General features: G+C 67.8%; 18 protein-coding genes and 2 pseudogenes. 6 read left to right on the top strand and 14 right to left on the bottom strand.

Annotated features, from left to right (window positions below; genetic code table 11):
- Positions 1–60: 60 nt before the first annotated feature.
- The 6 genes and pseudogenes from pepN (at position 61) to AC1UKG_RS13460 (ending at position 6922) form a co-directional block, all read left to right on the top strand.
- Entirely contained in the window at positions 61–2574 is a 2514-nt protein-coding gene (gene pepN, locus AC1UKG_RS13485; protein ID WP_018746090.1) for an aminopeptidase N, read from the top strand.
- Between the two features lie 147 nt (positions 2575–2721).
- A complete protein-coding gene (gene nadD / locus AC1UKG_RS13480; protein ID WP_018733492.1) occupies positions 2722–3315 on the top strand; it encodes a nicotinate-nucleotide adenylyltransferase in 594 nt (197 codons plus the stop codon).
- A 112-nt stretch (positions 3316–3427) separates the two neighbouring features.
- Positions 3428–3826, top strand: a complete 399-nt coding sequence (rsfS, locus tag AC1UKG_RS13475) for a ribosome silencing factor (RefSeq protein WP_018733493.1) — start codon at positions 3428–3430, stop codon at positions 3824–3826.
- Positions 3823–4455 (top strand): histidine phosphatase family protein, encoded by a 633-nt coding sequence (locus tag AC1UKG_RS13470; protein WP_018746091.1) that lies wholly within the window; start codon positions 3823–3825, stop codon positions 4453–4455. Before rsfS ends, AC1UKG_RS13470 begins: the two co-directional genes overlap by 4 nt.
- 364 nt (positions 4456–4819) lie before the next feature.
- The gene (locus tag AC1UKG_RS13465) at positions 4820–5395 is read left to right on the top strand and encodes a hypothetical protein (RefSeq protein WP_482641805.1); all 576 of its coding nucleotides are present in this window, start codon (positions 4820–4822) and stop codon (positions 5393–5395) included.
- 224 nt (positions 5396–5619) lie between these two features.
- A pseudogene (locus AC1UKG_RS13460) lies at positions 5620–6922 on the top strand (GNAT family N-acetyltransferase).
- Positions 6923–7035: 113 nt separating this feature from the next.
- Here AC1UKG_RS13460 and AC1UKG_RS13455 read toward each other — a convergent pair.
- The 14 genes and pseudogenes from AC1UKG_RS13455 to AC1UKG_RS13390 all read right to left on the bottom strand — a co-directional run bounded on the left by AC1UKG_RS13455 (position 7036) and on the right by AC1UKG_RS13390 (position 20054).
- A complete protein-coding gene (locus AC1UKG_RS13455; RefSeq protein ID WP_482641804.1) occupies positions 7036–7881 on the bottom strand; it encodes an endo alpha-1,4 polygalactosaminidase in 846 nt (281 codons plus the stop codon).
- A gap of 323 nt (positions 7882–8204) precedes the next feature.
- Positions 8205–8849, bottom strand: a complete 645-nt coding sequence (locus AC1UKG_RS13450; RefSeq protein ID WP_018815009.1) for a DUF4360 domain-containing protein — start codon at positions 8847–8849, stop codon at positions 8205–8207.
- A gap of 373 nt (positions 8850–9222) precedes the next feature.
- A complete protein-coding gene (locus AC1UKG_RS13445; RefSeq protein ID WP_482641925.1) occupies positions 9223–9651 on the bottom strand; it encodes a DedA family protein in 429 nt (142 codons plus the stop codon).
- A gap of 189 nt (positions 9652–9840) precedes the next feature.
- The gene (locus AC1UKG_RS13440) at positions 9841–10269 is read right to left on the bottom strand and encodes a hypothetical protein (protein WP_018742117.1); all 429 of its coding nucleotides are present in this window, start codon (positions 10267–10269) and stop codon (positions 9841–9843) included.
- A gap of 259 nt (positions 10270–10528) precedes the next feature.
- Entirely contained in the window at positions 10529–11290 is a 762-nt protein-coding gene (locus AC1UKG_RS13435; protein ID WP_018742118.1) for an alpha/beta fold hydrolase, read from the bottom strand.
- Positions 11291–11684: 394 nt separating this feature from the next.
- Positions 11685–12086: pseudogene (locus AC1UKG_RS13430) on the bottom strand (class I SAM-dependent methyltransferase); the annotation flags it as partial.
- A gap of 123 nt (positions 12087–12209) precedes the next feature.
- On the bottom strand, positions 12210–12992 hold the full coding sequence (locus AC1UKG_RS13425; protein ID WP_029123958.1) for a bestrophin-like domain: 783 nt from the start codon (positions 12990–12992) through the stop codon (positions 12210–12212).
- Positions 12993–13241: 249 nt separating this feature from the next.
- Positions 13242–13445 carry a DUF397 domain-containing protein gene (locus AC1UKG_RS13420; RefSeq protein ID WP_018742121.1) on the bottom strand — a complete coding sequence of 68 codons (204 nt, stop codon included), beginning with the start codon at positions 13443–13445 and terminating at the stop codon, positions 13242–13244.
- Positions 13442–14329, bottom strand: a complete 888-nt coding sequence (locus AC1UKG_RS13415) for a Scr1 family TA system antitoxin-like transcriptional regulator (protein ID WP_018815004.1) — start codon at positions 14327–14329, stop codon at positions 13442–13444. Before AC1UKG_RS13415 ends, AC1UKG_RS13420 begins: the two co-directional genes overlap by 4 nt.
- Positions 14330–15310: 981 nt before the next feature.
- Positions 15311–15739 carry a hypothetical protein gene (locus AC1UKG_RS13410; protein ID WP_018815002.1) on the bottom strand — a complete coding sequence of 143 codons (429 nt, stop codon included), beginning with the start codon at positions 15737–15739 and terminating at the stop codon, positions 15311–15313.
- Between the two features lie 191 nt (positions 15740–15930).
- Positions 15931–16566: a hypothetical protein gene (locus tag AC1UKG_RS13405; protein WP_018815001.1), complete on the bottom strand. Its 636-nt coding sequence runs from the start codon at positions 16564–16566 to the stop codon at positions 15931–15933.
- A 25-nt stretch (positions 16567–16591) separates the two neighbouring features.
- Positions 16592–16852, bottom strand: a complete 261-nt coding sequence (locus tag AC1UKG_RS13400; RefSeq protein WP_018218703.1) for a hypothetical protein — start codon at positions 16850–16852, stop codon at positions 16592–16594.
- Positions 16853–16914: 62 nt separating this feature from the next.
- Complete coding sequence (locus AC1UKG_RS13395) at positions 16915–17586, bottom strand: hypothetical protein (protein ID WP_018742125.1); 672 nt, start codon at positions 17584–17586, stop codon at positions 16915–16917.
- Complete coding sequence (locus tag AC1UKG_RS13390) at positions 17583–20054, bottom strand: FtsK/SpoIIIE domain-containing protein (protein ID WP_482641924.1); 2472 nt, start codon at positions 20052–20054, stop codon at positions 17583–17585. The genes AC1UKG_RS13395 and AC1UKG_RS13390 overlap by 4 nt, the downstream gene beginning before the upstream one ends.
- Between the last annotated feature and the right edge of the window lie 306 nt (positions 20055–20360).

Genomic DNA, 20360 nt, shown 5'->3' with positions numbered 1-20360 from the left:
TCCTCCAGTACCGTGGGTGTGGGGGGTAATTCGTATTGTTCCATCGGGCAGGATAAGCGGATGCCGAGCCTTACCCGCGTAGAGGCGACCGCGCGCGCCGCTGTGATTTCCGTCGAGTCCTATCAGGTGGACCTCGATGTGACCGGCGACGAAGGATTTCGTTCGCGGGTCACCATCCGGTTTCGGGCGACCCCCGGTTCCCGGACGTTCGTCGAGTGCCAGCCGCAGATGTTGCGCTCGGTCCGGATCAACGACACCGACCTTGACCCCGCCCTGCTGGTCGACAACCGGCTGCCACTGACCGGCCTCGCCGAGCGGAACACGCTGACGGTCGAGGCGGAGATGGCGTACACCAACACCGCTGAGGGGATGCACCGCTTTGTCGACCCGGCCGACGGGGAGACCTACCTGTACGCCATGTCCTTCCTCGACCATGCCCAGCGCATCTTCGCCGCCTTCGACCAACCCGACCTCAAGGCCCCAGTCACCCTCACGGTGACCGCCCCCGAGCACTGGACCGTCGCCGCGAACGGCGTACTGGCTGCCTCGCCGCGTCCAGGGCGCTGGGAGTTCGCCCCGACCGAACCGCTGGCCACGTACCTGGTCTCGGTGATCGCCGGGCCCTGGTACGTCCACCGGGACGAGCATGACGGCATTCCGCTCGGCGTCTGGTGTCGTCGGTCGCTCGCGACGCACCTGGACGCGGAGATCGACGAGATCCTCACGATCACGAAACAGTGTCTGGACCGGTATCACCAGCTCTTTGCGCAGCGGTACCCGTTCGGCAAGTACGACCAGGCGTTCGTACCGGAGTTCAATGCCGGGGCCATGGAGAATCCGGGGCTGGTGACCATCCGGGACGACTACGTCTTCCGGTCCGCGGTCACCGAGAGCGAGCGCGAGTGGCGGGCCAGCACCATCGCGCACGAGATGGCGCACATGTGGTTCGGGGACCTGGTCACCATGCGGTGGTGGGACGACCTGTGGTTGAACGAGTCGTTCGCCGAGTACCTGGCCACCCGGGTGACCGCGGAGGCCACCCGCTTCGATCGCGGCTGGACGAGCTTCGCGATGCGGCGCAAGATCTGGGGGTACGCGGCCGACCAGCGTCCGTCGACCCACCCGGTCGCCCCGGCGGAGGTGACCGACGCCGCCCAGGCCATGCTCAACTTCGACGGCATCTCGTATGCGAAGGGCGCCGCGGTGCTGCGCCAGCTCGTGGCCTGGCTCGGCGACGAGGACTTCCTGGCCGGGCTCAACGCGTACTTCGCCGAGCACCGGTTCGGCAACGCCACCCTGGCGGACCTGCTGGCCAGCCTGACCACGGCCAGTGGGCGCGACCTGACCGGATGGGCCCGGTGCTGGCTGCGTACCGCGCAGGTCAACACATTGCGGGCGGAGGTAGCGCTCGATGCCGACGGCCGATACACCGAGGTGGCCCTGGTGCAGAGCGGGCCGGAATCCCACCCGGTGCTGCGCCCGCACCGGGTCGGCCTCGCCCGGTACGCCGCTGACGGCACCGTGCAGCACCGCCTGGTGGACGTGGAACCTTCCGTCGACGGTGGTCGCACGGTGCTCACGGACCTGGCCGGGCAGGCGGCCGCCCAGCTGCTGCTGCCGAACGCCGGCGACCTGACCTATGCCAAGATCCGACTGGATTCGGCCTCGGCGGACGCGGTACCGCTGTTGCTGCCCCGTCTGACCGACTCGCTCGCGCGGGCGCTGCTCTGGGGCGCTGAGCTGGACGCCGTCACCGATGGGGAGCGGCCGGTGATGGAGCTGGTGCAGCTGATCACCGCCGCATTGCCGGCCGAGACCGAGGTGGTGATCGTCGAGGATGTGGTCGCGATCAGCCGATCGCTGATCAACCGCTACCTCACCCCCCGCGACCGCGAGGCGGCCCTGGCCCAGGTCGCCGTCGCCACCGGGCAACTGCTCGACACCGCGCCGCCCGGTGGTTCGCTTCAGCTCGCCGCGGCCCGAGGGTGGGTCGCCGCGACCGACGACGTGGACCGACTGACCGGTTGGCTGGCCGGCCAGGGCAGGCCGCCGGGGCTCGCGATCGACACGGAGCTGCGGTGGGCGGTGCTGGGGCGGCTGGTGGCGCTGGGTGGGGCCGGTGTGGCGGAGATCGCCGCCGAGGCGGCAGCCGACCCGAGCGCCACCGGGGCCGAGCGGGCCGCCCGCTGTCGCGCGGCCCTGCCCGACCCGGCTGCCAAAGAGGCTGCCTGGGAGATCATCGTGGCGGACACGGAGTGCTCCAACCGCCTGGTTGAGGCGACCGCGAAGGGCTTCTGGCAGCCGGAGCAGGCGACGCTGACCGCTTCGTACGTCGGGCGGTACCTTGCCGACATGCCGATCGCCTCGCGGTTGCGTACGCCGTGGGTGGCGGAGCGGATCGCGGAGCGGGCGTTCCCGCGCTATGCGGTCGCGCAGAGCACTCGGGAGGGCGTCGCGGCGTTGCTCACCCGGGAGGATCTGACCCGGGGCCTTCGTCGGACGTTGATCGACGCGGACGACGACATGCGCCGGGCGCTGATCGCCCGCACCGCCGTCGCGGCGGTGGACGCCTGAAGGAGCGCGGGCCCGGCTGCCGGCGTGGGCGCAGACGTCTTCCGACTGGGCGCAATCTCATCGCTGGGCGGAGCCGTTTTGGCGCCGAGGGTGGCGGGGAAGCTGGGGCGAGGACGGCGCTGGCCGCGGTCGGCTTAAACTCGCGGGGTGGAGGAAGACATCCGGCGGGTGGGGATCATGGGCGGCACGTTCGACCCGATCCATCACGGGCATCTGGTCGCGGCGAGCGAGGTGGCCGACCGGTTCGGGCTGGACGAGGTGATCTTCGTCCCCACCGGGCAGCCCTGGCAGAAGGAGGACCAGCCGGTCAGTCCCGCCGAGGACCGATACCTGATGACGGTCATCGCCACCGCCTCCAACCCTCGTTTCCAGGTCAGTCGGGCCGACATCGACCGCGGTGGTCCCACCTACACCATCGATACGCTGCGTGACCTGCGGGCCGTGTACGGCGCCAAGGTGCAGCTCTTCTTCATCACCGGCGCGGACGCCTTAGCGAAGATCCTTTCCTGGAAGGACCTGGACGAGGCCTTTGAGTTGGCCCACTTCATCGGGGTGACCCGGCCCGGCTTCAGGTTGTCCAACGCGCACCTGCCCGCCGACACGGTGAGCCTGGTGCAGGTGCCCGCGATGGCGATCTCCTCCACCGACTGCCGCGTCCGGGTCTCCCGGAGCGCGCCGCTGTGGTACCTGGTGCCCGACGGTGTGGTGCAGTACATCGCAAAACGGCGGCTCTACCAGTAGTGATCCGTCCCGGCCTGTGGCCGTTCCTGCCCGGACGCGCCGTAACCGACCGGCCGCGTCGCTCTTTCATGTGAGACGCTTGGGGGGTCGCACGCATGATCGAAGGAGAACGGTGACAGTTTCCGAACGCGCACACGAGCTGGCGACCGCCGCCGCCCAGGCCGCCGCCGACAAGAGGGCGCAGGACATCGTCATCATTGATGTGGGTGATCAGCTCGCCATCACCGACGCGTTCCTGCTCGCCGCCGCCCCCAACGAGCGTCAGGTGCTCGCCATCGTTGACGCGATCGAGGAGCGCCTGCTCCAGCTGCCGGAGAAGGCCAAGCCGGTCCGGCGCGAGGGGGAGCGGGGCGGTCGTTGGGTGCTGCTCGACTACGTGGACATCGTCGTGCACGTCCAGCACACCGAGGAGCGCGAGTTCTACGCGCTGGACCGGCTCTGGAAGGACTGCCCGCAGATTCCCTTCGTCGACCGCGACCTCGCCGCCGCTGAGCCCGGCACGGCCGAATGACCCGGCTGATTGTCTGGCGACATGGCAACACCGACTGGAACGCCAGCGGCCGGGTGCAGGGGCAGACCGATATCGGTCTGAACGACCTCGGTCGGGAGCAGGCCGGGGCTGCCGCCCAGCTGCTCACCGAGTTCCACCCCGACGCGATCTTCGCCAGCGACCTTCGGCGGGCGGCGGACACGGCCGCCGCTCTGGCCGCCCTGACCGGGCTGCCGGTCCACACCGACGTACGGCTGCGGGAACGGCACTTCGGGCCCTGGCAGGGGCTGCGGCTCACCGAGGCGGCCGAACAGTACCCGGAGGAGTATGCCCGTTGGCGGGCCGGTGACCCAGACCCTGGTGCCGGCATCGAAACCTTGGACGACGTCGGTAAGCGGCTGGGGGTCGCGTTCCAGGAGGCCGCCGATACCGTCGCCGGTGGGACGGTGGTGGTCGCCACCCATGCTGGTGGCGCCCGACAGGGCATCGGTCAGCTACTCGGCTGGGAGCCCGCCGTGCTGCAGACGATCGACTCGCTACGCAACTGCCACTGGACCGAATTGTGGCACGACGAACTGCGGGGTTGGCGCCTGCGCGCACACAACATCGGGCCCCGTTACGACGTCGACTCCACCGGTAGCCACCGATAGGCTCCGATTTCAGGGGCGTTTCCGTTAAACGACTGATTGTCTGGTTGATGCCTGTGTGGGGTGTGGTCGGGGGCACCGTGGTGGTGGAATCTCGGCGGCCGTCGGGGCGTTACATCATGCGTACGGCCGTGGAAGCGCCCCGCCGATGGCGGATGCCGGGCGTGCGTGAGCCCCGGAATGGTGGCGGTCCGCCGGTCGTTACATCTGGACCCGGCGCCGTGCGTGTCCCCGGACCGCGGTAGCCGACCCCCTTCTCTTTTCTTCTCGTTTTGTTTTGAGCGCCGGACGGTGCTTGCACCCTGTTGCCGCCTGACCCCCTTCGGGCGTGCGTGATGGGTGTCGACCCCCGAATGGAGCAACCCTCATGGTGAACACGATTCTGCGTCGTAGTGTGCTTGGTATCGCTGGTCTGGCCCTGTCCACCGGTGTCGTCGCCGGCCCCCTGGCCACCCTCACCGACACCACCCCCGCCGCAGCCGTTCAGGTTGCGAAGCCGGACATGGACACGCTGATCCCGCACGGCACCCAGGGCAAGCAGTCCCGCATCAGCCTGGGCGACGAGCAGGTATCGAATGTGAAGGCCATCATCGAGGCCACCAAGAAGGCCGGCATGGACGAACGCGCCGCCGTGGTGGCAATTGCTACCAGCTTGCAGGAGTCGAAGCTGGAGAACCTGGGACACCTGGGTGCGCGTAACGACCACGACTCGCAGGGCCTGTTCCAGCAGCGCCCGTCCTCCGGTTGGGGCAGTGTGGAGCAGATCACCGACCCCGAGTACTCCACCACCGCCTTCCTCAACGGCCTCAAGCAGGTTGACGGCTGGCAGGAACTGCCGTTGACCGAGGCCGCGCAGAAGGTGCAGGTGTCGGCGTTCCCGTTCCACTACGCCCAGTGGGAGACCCAGGCCGCCGACCTCGTCGCCGCGCACTGGACCAACTGACCCCACCCACCACCACCCCCCCGCCCACAGACCTGACCCAGCCAAGGGGGAAAGAAATTGTTGGCCGGCACCCGAACCGGGTGCCGGCCAACAGTCGTAGCACTGCTACCGATGTGCGCAGATCCGGAGCAATCTCATGCAACGGTCTACTGAGCGCCCGGCGTGGGCGGAGTCACTTCCCCGCAAGCGACCGCGAGCGATCACCTGACGGTAGAACGTAAGGCATGAGTAGCCGAGGCGATCATTACAGGATTCGGCGCGGTCGCGAGTCGGACGTCGATCAGCTCGCCCGCCTGCAGGCGACCGTTCAACTGCAGGCGACCACCGGCGGAGAACCGCATGCCGGGATCACCGCTTGGGTCCACGATCTGCTGAACGGGCATCCTTCGGTCACACCCGACGACTTCCTGGTCGTGGAGGACACCACCACCGGTCGGCTGGCGGCCAGTCTGGTCGGTCTTCGTCAGCAGTGGAGCCTGGCCGGGATCCGGCTGCCGGTGACTCAGGTCGAGTTGGTGGGCACGGCACCGGAGCATCGCGGCAACCAGCTCACCGAACGGCTACTCGCCGCGCTGCGCGACCGATCGCGTGCCACTCCAGATCATCGAAGGGATTCCCCACTTCTACCGTCGGTTTGGCTACGACTACGCGCTGGCCCACGGCGGCGCACCCACGGTGCCCGCCGCCGCCCTACCGGACGCCTACCCGGGACCCTGGACCGTCCGCCCCGCCACCGCGGCCGACGCGGACGCCCTCGCCCGTATCGACCGACCGCAGGCGGACGGGGATGCTCTGGTCTGCCCGCGCGACGCCGTCGCCTGGCGGTACGAGATCGTGGGCCGCCGGGCGGAGGCTCTCGTTCGGCGCGAGGTCGCCGTGCTGCGGCGCGGCGAGCAGGTCCAGGGATATCTGGTGCACAGCACCGCGCTCTCCGCGGCGGGAGAGCTGACCGTGCTCGCCGCGACCTGCGAGCCTGCCGGGCGCTGGCCGGAGGCCGCCGCCGCGACGTACGCCTATCTCGGCCGGGTCGGTCGGCGCTACGCCACGACGGTCCAGCGCCCGTTCCACGCAGTGCGTCCGTTGCTCGATCCGGACCACCTCCTGGCCCGGATCGGGCCCACCGGAGTACCAACGCGCCCCAGAGCCTGGTATGCCCGCACCGGCGACCCGGTCGAGTTGCTCGCCCGCCTCGCCCCGCTGCTACGCAGCCGCTGGCAGTCAGCCGATCTGCGTTGGCCCGAATCCACACTCGTGATTGACACCTACACCGCGAGCGCGCACCTCGAGTTCGACGACGGTGAACTAACGGCGGTGACGGCGAGACGGAGTGCGATCGGTTCGAGCTCCGACGCGAGCCACCATGCCGCCATCCCGCCCGGTGCCCTGCTGCACCTCGCTGTTGGTCACCGCACCCTGCCTCAGGTGCTCGATGCCTGGCCGGACGCCGCCGTGCGCGACGGCCTCACCGAGCAGTTCCTGACAGCCGCGTTCCCGCGCGTACCGGTGCGGGTCTGGCCGGGTAACTGACGGGCCACGATCCTTAGCCGCGTCGTGCCAGGTCACACGCTGATTCTGCCTCGCGTGTCTTCGATCCAGGGGTCTGTCTGGTGTGGCTGCGGTGGCGTGACAGTGACACGGGCTCAGCAGGAGCCGTACCGGTAGGTGCCGCTGCCGGGCGCGGTGACGCCGACGTCGCGGCGAACGACCGAGACCTCGTCACCGACCGCCGCGCACGCCTTCGCGAACGCACTGTCGGTGTACTCGATGACAATGACGTTGTCGCCGTACACGCCGGTGAAGTAGTCACACTCGTTGTAGCGCCCACACTCCTCGGCGATGGCGAAGTCGAGTCCGGCGTTCCTGCCACGCGTACCGAGGTCGGTGGTGTTCTTTTGCCCGATGGCGAGCCCCGCATTGTGGGCGTGTGGCGTCAGTAACTCCAGGTAGGCGATCGCGTCATGGATGGCGAGCAGGCCCTCAGACCGTTCGTACGAGTCGATGTTGTCTGGTTCGATCGCCTGGTAGCCGGCCCGCGCACAGCCGTCGAACCAGTTCTGGACGATACCCGCGATTGCCGCACGGTTGGCCGAGGTCGATATATCGAGCAGAATTTCGTTCCAGTCGCCATCAACGACGTAGTTGCCGTCGGAGTCACGGAGCAGGAGGTCATCGTGCTGACTCTGCCACCAGTCAACCTCGTTGGGCTGCACCTGGAACGCGTTGACGTAGCAGATGTTGTAGAGGTTGGCGGCGATCGGATCCTGTCGGTCGCGGCTTACGACCCGCACCCCGCCCGGGGGCGGGTAGGCAGCGCCGATCTGATAGTCGAATGTCGCATTGACCGGTGGCAAGACCGCGGTGGAGGCGGTCGGCACAACTGGGACGGGCGCCGGGTCGTTGTACGCATAGACTCCGACCGAGACTGTGAGTGCGGTAGCGGTGAGCACGGTACATGCGGCAAGCATCGACCGGGTGAAACTAGCCATTGAACAACTCCAGGGGAGGGTTACGCCGGGGAGCCTGGTCGCGGGCGGGATAGTTCGGCAAGCCCAACCCGACTGCCCGGCACGAACGGTGCTACCCACCAAACTCCGCTGACAAGCCAACGTCAATGGCCGTTTATACCCTCATCCAATGACACAACGGGCACGGGTGGCGCTTCGTCGCCGCCGCGCCCGCTGCTGTCGGAAGTCACCCAAGCATGGGGGGCGAGAGCAGCACGTCGTTTCTATGCTCGGTCGGTGACGGCCGTGGGCGCGGGCCCACCGGCTGGGCGCTACTGACGCTCAGCCGGTGGGCTCGTCCTGTCTTACGGGCAGGTCTTCCAGGCCAGGTTGTAGGTGGTGGAGATGGCCCCGTCGGTCGAGTCCATCGTCATGAAGCTCGTTGTGGTGCTGGTGTCTGAGGTGCCGGCGAGCGCCCAGAGCTCTGTGTTGATGTTGAAGTTGCGAAACTCGCCGCACGGGTGCCAGACCAGCGAGGCGACGTCGGTGACGTCGGTGGCCTGCCAGTTGTCCACCAGCGGACCGTCGAAGATGTGGGTCGTGTAGGCCGTGGGTGACATCCCCTGGAAGTAGTAGTTTGCCCGCTCCACGCCGGACGCCCCGTCCGCCAGGGCGGCGAAGCCGCGGTAGTCAGCCTGGGCCACCGCGTAGGTGAACCCCTGCGGGACGTGAACCCGTAGGTTGAGCTGGCAGTTGCGGCGCCAGTCGGTCGGCTCCGCCCCGACCCCGACCTGGGCGATGAAGGCGCTGTAGGTGACCGTGAATGCGGTGTTGTCGGCCGACATGGCGATGGCGGCAGTGCCGGCCGGGCAGCCCGAGCCATTGACAGTTACCAGATCGATGACGATCTGACCTGGGGGTGGGGTCGCGGGCTCGGGGAAGTCCACCACCGGGTTCGTGGGAGCCAGCAGGGAGAGGATCATGCCTCCGGTTGCGAGCCAACTGAACATGAGAATCCTTCCTGTACGCCTCGGTGCGTGAGCGGCGGTACCGGCTGGCGCTGGACCGTTCGGGGCTTGAGAGAAGGACAGGTTCCGTGCAGAAGGGCGGTGGTGGAGGGGGCCTGGCGGGCCAGCCGGACCGCGCACATGAGGATATGGGCGCCTCGGCGAGGAGCTAGCGTCACATCAGTGACCATTGCCCAATTAATACAGATTGATGTCCTGGCGTGTCCGCTCGCCGCCGTGCCATTCGGCAATACGAGAGGTCGGACGCTATGTCGCTGCCGTGCTGGTAAGGCAGATTCGACCGATAGATTCCTCATCGCACGTTGCGAAATGATACACATTCTCATCACGGCTTGCCGCTTGACACGGCCGGTGGCTAACGCCGGGGAGCGAGCGGCGCGGGGGACGACTCCATCGCCCTGGCCTGCCGGTTTCGTAGCGCGAACACCGCCAGTGCGAGGACGACCAGGACCACCAGGATCGCCGTACCCGTGTTGCCGATCACCGTCTCGATGCGTTCCACCGAGGCGCCGGCCAGCGCGCTGGCGAAGACGTACAGCGCCGACCACATGTAGGCACCGGCCAGGGAGGCGGGAAGGAAGTGCGGGTAGGGCACCTTCGCCATCCCGGCCGTGGCCGGGGTTAGGGTACGGACGATGGGCAGCAGTCGGGTGAGGAACACCGCCCACGCGCCGTAGCGTGGCAGCGCCACCATCGCGCGGTCCCAGTTCGCGGCGCTGATCCGGCGGCCGGGATAGGTGTTGCGCAGGCGGTGGCCGTACCGGCGGCCGAGGAGGTAGCCGATGTGGTCGACTCCAGGATGATCAACTTAGCGGGCGCCGTCACGTCTTGTGCTCGAGCACGAGCGTACCGTCTCGAGGCGTTGAGGCAGGTCCCGCCCGAATCGGGCCCGGTGTCACCGTCCGGGTGCGACAACCCGCGTTCGGCCCAGCCGCCCACCGGGGGAGCTGAGCCGGGACTGGCCAGGGAGGCGTCAGGCGGCGGCGAACTCGCCGTGGAACAGCTCCAGGTTCGGGAACTTGTATCGTTCTCGCATGGCAGCGGCCAGGGCAGCCGTCGGTTGGTCAACCATCACCGCCACGCCGGATCCGTCGTGGTTCAGTGCCACTGCCGCAACGGCCACCCCTTTCGACTTCCAGTACGGGATGTCCACCTTGATGTGGGTTGTCAATTCGGTGAGGACGGGATGCGGAGGTGGTGCATCGGTGAAAATCAACGGGACTTCCGGGTGCCGAAGGCGCAGGCCGGCGTCCAGATCGTCGACCAGTGGCACGCGGCCGCGGTGGATCAGCAGCACTCCTCCATCGGCGCTTACGCCGTAGTACGAGTTGGTGGGGTAGGTCTGTTCGATGTCCCGGATCAGTAGGTCTCGCGGTGCGTCCCCGGAACTCGTCGAGGTCATCGGCAGGAGATCCCGGGCGTGGGCCGTTGTCGACCCTGTCGGTTGACCGAAATCATCGGCTGCGGCTTCGGTGCACCCTGTAACCGTCGCCAGGATTCCGGCTGCGACCAGGCCAATTCGTTGCAGACGCATGGCTCAGCCTAACCAGGGCTGCCCGTCAGAGGCTGACCTGCACATCAGCCGCCCTGTCGTCGCGACGCTTCACTCCGATGTCCGGAGGTCGTCCCCGCCAGCACTGATGGTGACGAGGCGGTCGCCTCTACGCGGTCAACTGCTCGCGGAAGAAGTGGACGGCCGCGTCGGCTAGGCGGGTGCGGATCCGATCCGCGTCCGGCACGTCCCGCACGAACACGTAGTGGCCAGCCGACGGGTCGGCGCAGTGCTCGGTGGCGCCAGGAATCAGGGAAGCGTAGTGCAGTGCGTTGGTCTCGGCCGGCGTCTGGTCGTCCTCGCCGGTCCACCAGATCGACACGGGCGTCGTGATGCCCCGCAGGCTGGTGGAGGTGAGTAGTTGGCCTTGCGCCGGGCAGATGAGAAGACCCGCGGTCACTCGGCGGTCGGCGTAGTCGTCGCCGGATTCGCTGATCCACGCGGCGATGTCAGCGGCGCCGATCCGGTCGGTCAGTTCGTCGATCAGGGTCGGGTACTCCGGCGGTGAGGGCACCGTCACTCGTCTGGTGGCGATAGCGCCGAACATGTCGGCGTCGATTCGTGCCCCAAGCACCGCGGCGGCGGTGTAGCCGCCGAGCGAGAAGCCGGCGACGCCAACGGGACCACCGTCGGCGAGGTGGTCCAGCACCACCGAAAGGTCCTGGGGGCGGTCCCACCACCGCGCGAAGGCTTCGGCATGGTAGCCGCCACGATGGCTGTTGCCGTGATGGTCGACGCCGATTACCCGCAGGCCAGCCGAGGCCAGTGGCTCGGCCAGCCAGGACAGGTCGAGTGCGCAACCGCCGGTCCCGTGCGAGAGCAGGACGGTGCCACCGGTCGTCGCGGCGCCTGCCGGCCACACGTAGGTCACGACTGGCCGTGGACCGCCCGTACCCCAGGCTTCTCGTCGGGGATCTGTCAGCACGCGGACGTCCGGTGAGGTCATATCGAAAACTATGGCAGGGGCCCGCCAACGCCCGGGTCCGCCGCTCAGGACGAGCTATCGGTGGACGACGTCGGACGGCCCGGTGGACAGCAGCAGCTGGGGTAGCCCGGGCCGGACGGCCGTTCATGGTGTCCACGGAGACCTCGCGGGTGGCGACCCGGTCGAAGTCGACGAACAGGTCATTCAGCCAGTCCGCCGTGTGGTGCCGGCACACCGCTCCGTCGTTGGTCTCGAACACCCCATAGCTGCCGTACGTCGCGGCGAACTGCTGATGCTGAGAACGATTACGCTGAGCCGCCTGCAGACACAGGTCGTTGAGGTAGAGGAGCCCACCGGGCCGCAGAACCCGGCGCAGCTCGGCCACCAGCCTCCGCTGCCCGGCGTCGCTCGGCAGGCACGTCAACACCGCGAACAGCAGCATCAGGTCAACACTGCTGTCGGGGTGGTCCAGTCGGGGAGGAGCGTCGAGAACCGTGAACCGCGCCCCCGGCTGCTGCGCACGTGCGCGGGCGACAAGTTGGGGAGCGACATCCACCCCTTCGACGTTGTGGAAACCCCACTCGGCGAGCTGTCCCGCGAGCCGTCCGTAACCGCACCCGTAGTCGAGGATGTGCGCCTGGCGATCGATGCCCTCCAGCCATGAAGGCGCAACCGGATGTCCGAAGGTCCTCGACGCTCCCGTGGAGTTCCAGTACCCCAGTTGATTGTCAAGATCCACCATGGCGATGAGCGTTCCACCGAGTGCTATGGACGGTCACGTACCGTGGCAGGTCAACCGACGCGAGGGTGCAGTCCCAAACTGTGGCGCCGCCTCTGGGATGGCGCCACAACGACCTCATCGGAATCAGTCGAAAGTCTTGGCGACCCTTGCGTAAGGATCGGCCGAAACGCTCATCGACCCTCGGAAGGGGTCGTCGACCCGCTCGACGACGAATATCAGCAGGGAAATCATGGCCGCGGTCGCGGAGACCAATACCAGGGAGGCGTGCCGGGTCCGGGTCGGGATGAGGCAGGACAGGAAGATGATGAACACACCGCCGGCCAGGAGTGTGAACCAGAGCGTCGGGGGGAGAGCGGCGCTGCTGAAGGTGCTTCGGATCTGGCGGGATTTGCTCCAACCCTCGAACTCTGACTGGGCAAGGCCACTCAACTCCTGCTCCTTGTCAGAATTCGGCGTGAAATTCAAGAGGGTGCGCCAGATCCGCTCCTCGAGTTCGCGGTCGCCGTCCACCTCGTCGCCGCGTTGGTAGCTCGGCCACGCTTCGTTGACCATGTAGTCGACATACTCGTTCAACAGTCCCTGCAGCTCACCGCGGGTGGGCTCCGGATACTCGGACACCACGTTGTGTAGCGCCTTCAGGTCCGCCGCCTCCGTTGCGACCGCCGCGCCAGCCTGCGAGTACGTCCCGTACACCGTCAGGGCGGTCAGGACGAGCAAGAGCGCGTAGAGGGTGCCGGTGACCGAGGTCGTGTGGGTGATGAGATCCAACCACTTCGGCTCAGCATCGGACAAGCGCTTGGCGCGGCCCCGCAGCAGCCAGATTCCCAGCGCGCCAATAAGGCAGAATACTGCCAAGAATATGAGGAAAATGAGCCAACCTGGCGCAAGATGGTTCCAGCTCCACATGTGGCCACTCCCTGTCGCGGAAATCGAATCCCTCTAAGGTTCACCAAGAACCTTCGCCTAACGCGCGCCACAGCGGCCGGCTTTCGGTCGCCACCTGAAAAGGAGGTAGCCGGAGAAGATCGACGGCCGGCCGCCGTCTGGCGAGCGTAGGACTGGCATTCGGCGAGAGCAAGGACGTGGCCCGGTTACCGCTGGGCCGCGCGAGTCGTGGGGCGATAGTGCACCAGGGCGTGGCCGGTGCGGCACCACTTACCGCTGCGGGAACCCATCCTTCGTCTCCGCCAGGAAGTTCGTCCAGGCGCTAAGTCCGAAGACGAGGGCCGGGCCGTTCGGGTCCTTGCTGTCCCGGCACGCCACCACGTCATCGAGCGCGGCGACTTCGACACACTGGCCATTCCCGCTCGATCGGCTGCTCTTCATCCAGTGGGCGTGGGCCAGGTTGGCGGGGGTCATCCTGTACCTCCTTGAGTGCTGAACGTAGCGGCTGGTCCGTTGATCAGCTTGATCGAGCTGGTGGGGTCCAATGCGGTAGCCCGGAGGTGCTCGAACGTGGTGGCGTAGCGGCGTACATCAGCTTCGCGTTCGAGGAACAGGTCGCCGGCCATGCTGTCGATGTACACGAGGGCAGGGTCGGCTGGATCGGGGAAGTCCATGACCACGAATGAGCCGGGCATGCCGGCATGGGCTCCGCTCGTGAACGGGATGACCTGGAGCGTGATGTTCGGCTGGCTACTGGCCTTCACCAGAGCGTCGAACTGATCCACCATGACCTGGGGCCCGCCGGCCAGACGGTGCAGGACGGCCTCGTCAATGATCGCCCAAACCCGCAGCGGGTCAGATTTATGGAGTGACTCCTGACGCTGGAGTCGGGCCTCCACCCGGGTTTGCACTTCGGCGTCACTTGCGAACGGTAGGACTCCACGGATCACCGCGCGGGCGTAGTCCTCGGTTTGGAGTAAGCCCGGGACGAACAGTGACTCGTAGTTGTGGACCGAGCGAGCCTCAGCCTCGAAGCTGATGTAGGTGGTGTACAGCTCGGGTAGCTCCGACTCGTATGTCTGGAGCCAGCCCAGCTGGGTCGCCTGCTGGGACAGGGCGATGAGTTCGCTGCGCTGGTCCTCGTCGGTGATGCCGTACGTGTCGAGCATCGCCATCAGGGTGCGCCGTTGCGGACGGACCCGGGCCGTCTCGATGCGGTAGAGGGTGGCGGGGTTGATGCTGGTCTGTTCGCTGACCTCTTCGCGAGTGAGGTCAGCTTCGGTGCGGAGTCGGCGTAGTTCAGCCGCGAGCCGCCGGAGGCGCACGGTGGGTGGCTGCCGTCGAGCTGACAACTCCATGTCCCTTCGCTCCTGTCGTAGCTCAGAGTGTGCCTGTGATGCGCATGCAATGTCCACCCGCGCTCGGTAGGTGACCTGAATGCGGAAGCAACCCTTGCATTCCTGCTGCTGCGTGGGCAATATATGCATCAGCATCTCAGGCTGAAGCGGTCGATGGAAGCCGCGAAATCGGCGATGGGTTCGCATTCCCAGGGGCCCGCCGTCGGATCGGCCTCAGACGCCTCTCGGCGGAACGCAGCCGTCACCCGAAGCGAGCTGCGCCCTGCGGGAGGCCGAGTCGGGGAGGCAACGCAGTGGTTCCATCCCTTGTCCTAGCCGCGGTAGCAGTGCTCGGTTTGCCGCCGGCTTGTTCCTATTCAAGGTCAAGTCACGCTGGTGCCGACGGTGCGGGTCGGCACTGAACTGCCCCGACTGCGGCAGCCGCAGGTCACGCCCCTACCCGGGCCGAACCCGATGGACGAGTGAGCTGTGACCAACGCGCCAACCAGTTCCGAAGCCCGACCAGATCCCGTGTCCGAACGCGCCCGGAGGTAAGAACGTGAGCCTGCCCGACGTCGCTGCTGCGCTGAGAGACCTGCACCTCTCCGTCCACAAACAGCAAGAGATGGCCAAGGCCGTCATCCACGATGCCGAGAAGGTCCGAGCCGAATTCCGCGCCCTTACGGCGGGAGCCGCCAACCCCCTGGTCAACCGTGCCCTGGGAAACTATGCCCGGGGGATAGTCAAACTCCGCGCCGGAGCATGGCTCCTCGCCCAAGCCGGAGGAAGCCTCACCGAGTACGCCCGCGTAATCGGTGTCCGCCTTCCGCGGCAACCCGTTGAAGGGGAGCGAAAGGCCGAGCCCTCTCCTGACGGGCGAAGCGACAAACCTGACCCTCGACGCAACCAGCGTCCCTCCTCATTCGATCAGCCGAGGCCCGCCGGTAAGCCGCCCTGTTGATCGTTCAACTGGCTGACGACGACGGCGGCGGCTGGCAGTGGTCAGCCACCAGTCTTCGCGACCCCGACGAGGTGCTTTCCAACGAAGTCCTCGGCCTGCCGGAGGTCGTCTACGCCCTCCTCGAGCTGAACCGGTGCCTGACGGCAGGCGCGAACAGCGCTGTTGAGAAGGTTGTTCTCGCCGCCGCGGCTGACCTTTTGAAAGTGGGCCTGCGCCTTGTTCACCGCATCGATGGCCTCGCCGACGCCACGGCGCACCTGCTCGATTGTCCGAAGCGTCGTGATCAGGTCCGCCAACACGGAGCCGATCGGACCACTTCCCTTCCCGGCAGTGAACCGATTCAACCCGGCGTTCATGGCGCGACCGACGAGCCCACCCGCCTTCATACCGGCGTAGGCCGCGCCAACCGCAATCACCGGGGAGGGGTGGTAACCGGCGGCGTCAACGGCTGCCGTGGCGGCAATCGCCATCCCGCCCCCGGTAGCCTTGCCGATCTTCTCACTGGCCTTACTAATGCCATCTCGCGCAGACTCGATGGCGGTGTCACGGATAGCGCCCGCAACAGCGGTCAGCGCGCCTGTAGCCTTTTGTCGTGCTCCAGGCCTACCCAGGTCGTTGGTGCGCCTTCGCTGGTAGCGCCCTCTCGTCCACGCCATCGACGCTACCGAACCTGGTCAAGGAATGCGCAGCCGGACGCGATCAGCATCGGTAAGATCCCAGCGGTTTCGCCTGCAACCTCGGCTGCGGTGGTCTCCGCTATATCCTCGCCAGCCGTACGTTGTTCCTTGGCGCCTGATTCAAAGTCGATACACGCGTCCCAGAGCGATCCCACGCTTGATGAGTAGGCCCACATACCATAGATGGTCGAGTTGACCTTGACGTGTGCTTGACCGTTGTGGCCGATGTGGCGGCGGTCTGGTTCTTCGGGGGTGTTGCCCATCCCTTCGGCGAGTGGGTGGAGCTTGATGCGCCGGAATGGCTTCTCCAGGTCACCGTTCGGATCGAACTCAATCAGTAGGCCCCGGTCGAGGAGCTGGTCAATGATCGGTCCTGGGTTGGCGAGGCCAGCGCCCGCGGCGAGGAGGTCGCGTTGGAGCGTTTCGCGGGTGACTTCCAGGCGGGCGTGGCGCTCGGGGTCGAGGAAGGCGCGCCCCCATACCTGGAATTCGTCATCGGTGAGTTCCTCGGATTCGTTGCCGAGCCGAACCTCCCAGTACTCCGGGTTGGGGTCGGGTGGGGTGACGTACCGGTAGGAGGGGCCGAGGTTGAGGCCGACGGGGACGATGACGGTGGGCATCGGGGGACCTTCCGGGGGATCGGTGTCAGAGGACGGCGTTGTACTTCTCGGTCTGCGCGACGGCGGCCTGGATCAGGCCGGCGCCCTCACCGAACTTCTGTTTGGCGGCGGTGAGTTTGCCGATGGCGCCCATGACAGCGGGCTGCTGGGTGCCGGCCGCGAGGGCTTGGAGTACGGCGATGGCCTTGTCGACCTGGGCGTTGACGCCAGCGAGTTGGGCGAGGGCCTTGTCCGCTTCAGTCTTGCCGTGGGCCAGGCCCGCCTTGATGTCTCCGATGGTGGCCATTGACTTTCCTCCCTGGGTTGTGAGGTCCAACGCCCTGCCGTCGGTCGCAGGTGCGCCTGGTGTCAGCCGCGGGTCGCGGCGATGAAGATGAACCACAAGATCGGCATGCCGACAAAACAGATCACGCCGCCGACTCTTCTGGACCGGGTGCCACCACCCCCGAGGCGGGGCTGCCCGACGAGACTGATCGTGAGATAGCCGGCGAAGAAGGCGAGCGCGGGCAGTCCACACAGGGACCAGGGCGCGAGGTGCAACGGGATGCGACCAAGGTCCTTGTCGGGGCTGAGGGCAAACATCAGCAGCGATGCGAACGTGCCGACTATGGCCGCGATGGAGTAGACGAGGGCATTGCGCGCCAGCGGGGTGAACGCCGGCAACAACGGCGGCTGGGCCGCTCGTCGGTGGGCGTTCTCGGCGGCGGCATCGGCGGCGTTGGCGGCGGTTGTGGCCCGCCGCAGCGCCTCGGCCGGGTCCGGTATGGGGCCGGGCGCGACCCGGTCGAACTGTGGGGCGGGTAGGCGCAGGGTGGCGGCGAGGTGGTGCAGGTGCTGCCGTTGCGCCGCCACCCGGTGGGTGAGCTGATCCACCGCGGCCTGCCCGTCACGACTGGCGGCGGCCTGCTGCTCGCTACGGGAGCGTTCCTCCTTGAGTAGGGCGGAGAGGCGGCGGGCGTGATCCGTGTAGGCGGCCCAGCCGCCATCACGGGGCAGTGGAGTGTCCGGTTGCTCAGTCATGCGTACTCATCGATCTGGTCGAGGGTGCCGGGGCGCACGTAGGGGACGATGAGGGCGCGGCGGTTGTCGTGCCGGTCGACCAGCAGTGCACGGTTGGGGCGGGACTGCCACTCCGACGCGTAGTCGCCGAGCAGGGAGCTGACCTCGTTGCTGGGCAGGTTGAGGGCGACGAGGCAGGCGACCTCGTTGCCGCCGGTGGGTCCGAGGTCGCTGCTGAACCGGCTCACCGAGCGCCACCAGCCAAGCAGGTGGACACCGTGGGTGGGCCCGTTGGCCAACACATCCCGCAGCTCGTCGTGCCCCGAGCGGTAGGTGGTGGGGTCGCTGGTGGTCAGCAGACTGCTGGCGACATCCGCACCGAAAATCACCAGGTGCGTTGTCGGCCCGCCGTCGGAGCCGGTCGGCTGGGCGAGCTCTGCCAGCTGCGCCCGAAGCTGGGCCGCGCTGAGCGTCTCGTACGGGTGCCCGGCGGCGGCGACCGCCTCGACGGCGGCGTCGGAGGCGTCGTCGGCGGCGGCGACCAGCGGCGCGATGAGGAACCGGGCCGTGCCCGGCGCGTACTGGCGGGCCAAACTGGCCGTGGCCGCGTAGAGCACGTCGGCCCCGACCGGGGAGGTGCCCAGGACCGCCAGGTGGCTACCCGGGGTCGCGTCGAGGGTGAAACCTGCGGTGGGCAGGCCGACGGCCACGGTCCGGCCGACCAGGGCTTGGCGCCGCCGGACGCCGGGCGTCAGGGCGACGAAGGTGGGATCCTCGTCCGGATGTTGCTCGGCGTAGCCGGCGAAGACCGTCGGCGGGGCGCTACCCGGTCGGCGGGCACTCCACAGCAGGTGCCGCTGGGTGGCCACCGACCCGGCGTCGGCGTTCGGGAAGCGGATGACCCGGTTCGTCCCCGGAATCCCGGCCGCCGAGTTGATCACCGCTCCGCCGAGGGGCAGGTTGTCCGCACCATCGTTGAGCTGGTCGAGGACACCGCCGCCACCGGCGAGGGCGACCCGCAGCGGAAACTGGCCGAAAATAGAGTCGGTCTTGGTGAAGAGCGCCTCCACCCCGGAGATCGTCTGTGACGCCAGGATCAGGTGGACGCCGTACGAGCGGCCCTTGCGCGCCAGCTCCTCAAGGAGCGCCACCGCCTGTTGGGCCACCGAGTCGTTGCCCTCGAAGAGCACATGGAACTCGTCGATCACGGCCAGCAGCCGGGGCATCGCCACGTCCGGCCGACCGGTCCGCAGGTCGGCCAGCTTGGTCACGCCGGCCCGCTTCAGCTCCGTCGCCCGGCGGGTCATCTCCCGCGACAGCGTCCGCAGCACCGCCAACCCGTACTCCCGGTCGGACTCGATGCCGACCGTGTGGGCGTGCGGAATCCACGACGGGTCCACCATCGTCGGGGTGAACTCCGCGAACGACACGCCCTCCTTGAAGTCCAGCAGGTAGAGCGACAACTCGTCCGGCGAGTAGCGCGAGGCCAGGCCGTAGAGCACGTTGAGGAGAAACACCGTCTTCCCCGACCCGGTGCGCCCCCCCACCAGCCAGTGCGGCGTCGCGTCGTCCAACGCCAGCACACACTCGGTACGCCCCTCCCGGCCCACCACCGTCCGCAGGCCGTCGATCGACGACTGCTGCCAGATCTCCTCCGGCATCAGCATCGTGAAGTCCGTCGCCGTCTGCACCCGAGCCGACTTCGCCAACCGGCGGCAGACCGCCTCCACCAGCGTGTCCGGCGGGCCGGCGTCCAGTCTTACCGGTACCGCCAACCCCGAGTCGTCCGAGCTGAACCGGTGTTGCCCCGGCGGGTCGGAGACTGTGAACACCCCACCGCTGGACGCCGTCAGCGCGGTGGTGCCCTCCAGGTGCGGCGCCGTGTTCAGCCCGCCCGGATGCTGCGGTGGTGGGTAGCCGGCGAGCAGCAGGAACACTCCGGTCGCCGGGCCCGCGTGCGCGATCGCCGACAACCGGGACCACTCCCTACGCCCGGCGCCCTCCGGCATCGCCGCCACGCACACCAGCAGCACCGAAGGGTCCGACTCGCCACCCTGGGCGCGCTCGATCCGCTTCTCCGCCTCGGCCAGCACCTGCTGGAAACCCGGCAGGTCGATCGCCGGCCGCGGCCACGCCTCCGCCTCCACCATCTCGCGGAACGGACCGAAGACGGTCCCGAGGGTCGCCCCATCCACCGCCGCGACCTGAAGCACGCCGTCCGGCAACGCCGCCAACACCCGCAGCAGTATGCCGCGCAGCCAGCGCGCCACCGTCGGATCACGGGCGTCACTGTCGACCGATAGGTGGCCGGCGCCCAGGAACGGCGCCACGACGCTGAACCCGCTTCCCGCCACCGGCGTCGTGTCGCCCAGGCGAACAGGCATCGGACGCCCCAGCGCCGCATCCACGCCGGTGGGAAGATCCGCCGCCGAACCGTCCAGGCGGCAACCCAGCCAACCGGGCGTCAGCCCCTCGGCGAGCCGCTGCATCCGGGCGGTGAGACGTTGTGCTTCCTCGCGGGCCTGCGCCGAAGCGCCAGCTTCCGCGGTGCGGTTGCGCAACCTGGCCCGAGCAGCCTCAATGTGAGAGACGGCATCCCGGTGCGCCGCCACCGCTCGACCGAACGCTGACGCCACCGACTCCAACGCACGCCCCCAGCTCACCGACCACGGCTACTCGCGCAGACCCTACCCAAAGTGGCCACTCCGAGTCAGCCCCCACGTTGCCCTCAGCAACGGCCTCCATCGACAGTGGGAGTGTGGATCTAACGGTGTTTCCGGCCTGACCTGCCAGGC

The organism is Salinispora sp. CH2A1_6, assembly GCF_056820975.1.
Note: the sequence above shows the minus strand (reverse complement) of the source record. Positions and strands in the feature narration are given on the sequence as shown.